Origin of the sequence: Mammaliicoccus fleurettii (genome assembly GCF_003970575.1) — a bacterium.
GTDB classification, from domain to species: domain Bacteria; phylum Bacillota; class Bacilli; order Staphylococcales; family Staphylococcaceae; genus Mammaliicoccus; species Mammaliicoccus fleurettii.
The window spans coordinates 1-5518 of the sequence record NZ_RXWZ01000109.1 but is presented as its reverse complement, the minus strand read 5'-3'; the positions used below and the strand labels follow the sequence as shown (position 1 = coordinate 5518).

3 protein-coding genes and 1 pseudogene are annotated in these 5518 nt (G+C 28.0%); all 4 read left to right on the top strand.

What is annotated here, in order from left to right:
* The coding region (locus tag CD129_RS08790) for a nucleotide sugar dehydrogenase (RefSeq protein WP_126577745.1) at positions 1-1174 on the top strand (1174 nt) is incomplete at its 5' end.
* Between the two features lie 18 nt (positions 1175-1192).
* On the top strand, positions 1193-2137 hold the full coding sequence (locus CD129_RS08785) for a hypothetical protein (protein ID WP_078356748.1): 945 nt from the start codon (positions 1193-1195) through the stop codon (positions 2135-2137).
* On the top strand, positions 2137-4767 hold the full coding sequence (locus tag CD129_RS08780) for a glycosyltransferase (protein ID WP_107510090.1): 2631 nt from the start codon (positions 2137-2139) through the stop codon (positions 4765-4767). The genes CD129_RS08785 and CD129_RS08780 overlap by 1 nt, the downstream gene beginning before the upstream one ends.
* 26 nt (positions 4768-4793) lie before the next feature.
* Positions 4794-5518, top strand: a pseudogene (locus CD129_RS08775) (hypothetical protein); the annotation flags it as partial.

Genomic DNA, 5518 nt, shown 5'->3' with positions numbered 1-5518 from the left:
TAAATTAAATAACGGTCAAATTCATATAGAAGAACCTGGCTTACAAGATGCTTATGAAGAAGTATTATCTAAAAATAAATTTAAAGCTAGTTTAAAACCTGAAAAAGCAGATGCTTTTATAATTGCAGTGCCTACTCCAAATAATGATGATCAATATGAATCATGTGATATTTCATTAGTAATGGGAGCAGTTGAATCAATCGTTCCATTTTTAGAAAAAGGAAATACTGTTATTGTTGAATCTACAATAGCACCTAGAACAACGGATGATCACGTTAAACCTTATCTTGAAAGCCAAGGCTTTGAAATTGGTAAAGATATTTTCCTAGTACATTGTCCTGAAAGAGTATTACCAGGAAAGATATTACATGAATTAATTCATAACAATAGAATTATTGGTGGTATCACGCCGGAATGTGTTGAAGCAGGTAAAAAAGTATATGGCACATTTGTACAAGGTGAAATGATTGAAACTAATGCTAAAACTGCTGAGATGAGTAAACTAATGGAAAATACTTATAGAGATTTAAATATAGCATTAGCAAATGAACTCGCTATGGTATGTAATCATTTAGATATTAATGTATTAGAAGTGATTAAAATGGCGAACAAACATCCTCGTGTTAATATTCATTTGCCAGGACCAGGGGTTGGTGGACACTGTTTAGCAGTGGATCCATACTTTATTATTGCAAAAGATCCAGAAACTACACCGTTAATTCAAGAGGGCAGACGTATTAATCGTTCAATGCCACAATATGTCATTGAAGAATCTAAAAAAATATTAAAAGAATTAGGTGGCAACAAGATTACAGTATTCGGCTTAACTTACAAAGGCGATGTAGATGATGTAAGAGAATCACCTGCTTTTGATATTTATAATGATTTGAGAAAAGAAGATGATTTTATAGTAGAAACATATGATCCACATGTTGAATTAGGCTTTGTTGAGAAAGATATTAAAAAGGCAGTTGAAGATGCATCATTAGTATTAATACTAAGCGATCATTCTGAGTTTAAAACATTAACTGATCAAGACTTTGAAGGTATGAAAAATAAAATCATATTTGATACTAAAAATGTTGTTCAATCTAAATTTGAACAAGTTAAATATTATAATTACGGCAATTTATATACATTCGGAAAAGAAATTGCATATTCATTTAATAAGTAAAGATTGAGGGGTCTTCATATGATTGATGTAAAAAGTCCATTTATTCAAAGCGGATTAAGTTTTCAAATTATTTTAAGAGAACCAGAAAATCAAGAAATATTTGATGTGGATGACGATGAAATTATAGTGAATCATGTTTCAGATTATTTAAATAAGGCTTTAAAAGTTATTTCAGTAAAAGACATAGAAAGTGAACTTTATGGACTCGTTGTAAGAGGTACCAATATAATTGGATGGACTAAATTGAATAACTCTATCAAATTAATTTCAAAGCCTATAGAAACAATAAGAGTTGATTTAACTCATTTTAATACGCCACAAATAAATAGAGATTTAGGTTTTAAAGTAGATTATAACTTATTGTTCCAAGAGAAGAACTATTCTTCTAGAGCTTTATATTTATATGAAGGTGAAATTTTAGAAGCAATATTTAATAAAGGTACATTTAGTGGTTTTGTAAAAACTGAAGATATAGACAGAGCAGTTATGATAAATACTAAAGTATCTATAAAAAATTCTACTTTATTTTATCAAGATAGTGCCAAGAACAAAACAATTGACCTTTCTTTAGATGAAGAACAATTTGACTTTAACAATGTGAATATCGATATGGTATTTTTAAAAGCGAAATCAGTTCGCGTTATTATTAAAAAGAAAAAATATTGGATTAGTCTTTCAGATTTAATTGATAACGAAATGATTGATTCTTTAGAAAGTATAAGTTACGAAAATTATAATGAATTGGAACTAGAACAGTTAGATATTATTACTAATTTTCAAGAAGAAAGAAAAGAATCTAAATCAGCTATTGTTCGTTTGATTAATGAGAATATTAATTTACAAAAAAATCATAAAAAAGAAGAAAAAGCACAATACGAAAGACTATATCACAATTTAAGAAATTCTAAATTAGGAAAAATTCAAACGAAATACTGGAGTTGGAGAAATAGGAGGAAATCATAATGTCTTCAAATGAACCAACAAAAATCGACAAAAGTAATAAACTTCAAACAGCTAAAGAAGAATTAGTTAACTTTGACGACAAAACAAAAGTTGAACAATTAGAAGAAGTTCTGGATATTGTTGAACAAGATTATATGTATGGATTGTATAAACTCAAAAAAGTAAAAGATTATACTAATCATCATAATTATTATAAAAAAGTTGCAGATGAATCAAAATTAGATTTCCTTGAAAATCATCAACAACATATCTCACAACTTAATACCTCTAACGAATCAAGAGTATTTGTAAAAAATAAATATAAAGTTGGTTTAATCGCTGATGAATTTTTATATAATTCGTTTAAAGATATAGGTAATATTGTATATATAGATAGTGAGTTTTCATCATTAAGTGATGATATGGATGTATTGATTGTAGCAACTGCATGGAGAGGTATAGATGGAAGTTGGACTGGTCTAGCATCAGTCAATAGCGAAAAGAGAAGAATGTTAATAGAAGGTATACAAAAAGCGAAAAATCTTAATATACCAATTGTATTTTACTCGAAAGAAGATCCTGTTAATTTCCATTTATATAAAGATATTGCTACTGAGTGCGACATTATTTTAACTTCTGCAGAAGAGGTTGTTAATGATTATAAAGAATATTGTCAAAATGATAATGTTCATGTACTACAGTTTGGAATTAATCCACATTATCATAATCCTGTTGGTTCAAGAAGCCAATATAATCAAGCATTTAAAAATGATGTTATTTTTGCAGGAAGTTGGACTGAAAAATATCCTGTAAGAAACCAAGAATCAGCAAGAATTTTTGATGAATTAATAAATAATGAAAATGATTTAACGATTATAGATAGAAATTTACCTTTAAGAAGAACGCGTTATCAATTTCCTATGAAGTATATTCCATTTTTAACAATGCCAATCGATCATAATGAACTTATGAGCTTACATAAAGTTTATCGATGGGCTGTAAATGTGAATTCAGTTAAATATTCAGAAACTATGTTTGCGAATAGAATTTTTGAATTACAAGCGTTTGGCAATTTAATCTTATCTAACTATTCAGTTGGCGTGAATAATCAATTTCCTAATGTGTTTATGATTAATCATAAAAGCGATGTCGCACCAATTATGAATCAATATAAAGAATATGAAATTGAAGATATGCAGGCGAAAAGTATTAGAAGTGTTATGAGAGATAGCACAACTTATCATAGATTAGATGAAGTTTTATCGTATATAGATATAGAGCCAACTCAAAAGGACAGTAAAGTTTTAGTAATTGTTGATCAATTAACAGATAAAATGAATGATATTTTATCTCGTCAACTTTATGTGCAATTTGATGTAGCTGAAGCTAACCAGACAATAGATGACTATAGTCAATATGAATTCATTACATTTATGAAAGACTCTATTTCATATGAAGAATATTATTTAGAAGATTTATTTTCTGTTTTTAAATATGTAGATGTTGATTTTGTCACTAAAGATAAACAGCATGAAGCTCATCAATATATTGATGAAGCAATAAATAAATATTTAACGATGTATCATAGAAATATTGTAGACGAAAACTTAAATATATTACAATCCAATAATGGCTATAATTTAGATCAATCCGAAATTTACGAATCTACTTTATATGGTCAAAATAAGCAAAAGAAAAAATTGAGTGTAATTATCCCTATACACAATAATGGGACGTATTTAGAAGATAAATGTATGCGTAGTTTAAGAAGATCCTCTATCTTTAGTGAAATGGAGATTATATTTGTAAATGATGGAAGCACAGATTCAGAAACGATTTCCATTATTAACAGACTTAGAAGAAGATTCCCTGATATCGTGTATTATGAATATGAACAAGGATCAGGAAGTGCATCAAGACCTAGAAATAAAGGTGCAGAGCTTGCTTCTACAAAATATATAACTTATCTTGATCCTGATAATGAAGCAACAGGCGATGGATATGCAACTTTATTAGAAGAAATCGAAACAAATAACGATGTAGATATGGTTGTTGGAAACATTATTAAAGAAGACAACAAACGTAGAGCATTGTTTAATTATGCTGGAACTGTTAAGAAATACAATGACGGTAACTTATTAATTGAAGATCCTAAGAAATATATGAAGAAATGTGGATTACGAGCACAAAGTATACAAGCTTTAGTTATTAAATCAGCAATTATTAAAGATAATAACATTCAAATGATTGAAGGAGCAGCTGGGCAAGATACATTGTTCTTCCAAGAATTGATGATTAATTCTAAAAAGGTAAAAGCTGTTACTGACGTTATTCATATGTATTATGCAGCTGTTTCAGGTTCTGTAACTAATTCAATTTCCAAAAAATTATTCGATAAATATTATGCTTTAGAAATTGAAAGAATTCCTTTCTATGAAAAGCATGGCTTACTTAGTTCGTATTTAGAACATAGATTTAACTTCTATGTTAAAGGTTGGTATTTACCAAGACTTGAGAAAGTTAAACCTGATGAAAGAAAAGAAGCGGTTGAGAGATTTTTAGAAATTTATAGTTTATACGATCAGTATAAGCGTCCAGAAGACCATGATTTAAATAAATATGTTGAAAATCTAAAAAAAGAAGTTCAATAAGTGATGGATAATAGGGGGAGAATATGATGGATAATGTATTGGCTAAGTTTCATAAAGCATATATTGTATTACCTAATCAATTCTCTCTTGATCATACATACTATCAAGAGAATACGAATATCGGTAAGTTTAATGTTTATTATGCTTATGATTTAGCTCAATGTGAAGTAATGGTGAATGAAACAAAAGTCATCTTATTAGGTCATTTAGTTCATACTCAAAATAGTGAATTAAACTATCATGAAATATTCTCTCGCTTATTATCACATGAGTTAGATTCTTATGAATTTCTTGAAGAGATGAGTTTTTATAACGGTCGATATGCAATGTTTATTGAATATAAAGGACAAGTGTATTTTTATAATGATGCTACATCATTTTTGTCTTTGTATTATCATAATGAATTATCATTGTATGCTAGTCACTCAGAACTACTCAAGCAGTTGATTGAAGATTACTATAATATTGAGTGTGAAAAAATAGCTTCTAAATCAAATGGTTTTTTAGACTATAGCAAATATAAAAACATATATAAGTTTAATTCCAATACACGGCTAAATATGACACAGCATCAAATAAAAAGAATTTATCCAATTAAACCTTTTAAAGTCAAAACAGCTGAGGAAGTATTGAACTTAATAGATAATGAAATAAAAGAATCAGTTAAATATTTATTTAATTTAGATAAAAAAATATTATGCTCTATTACAGCAGGACATGATTCAAAAGTATCATTATCATATATAAAAGA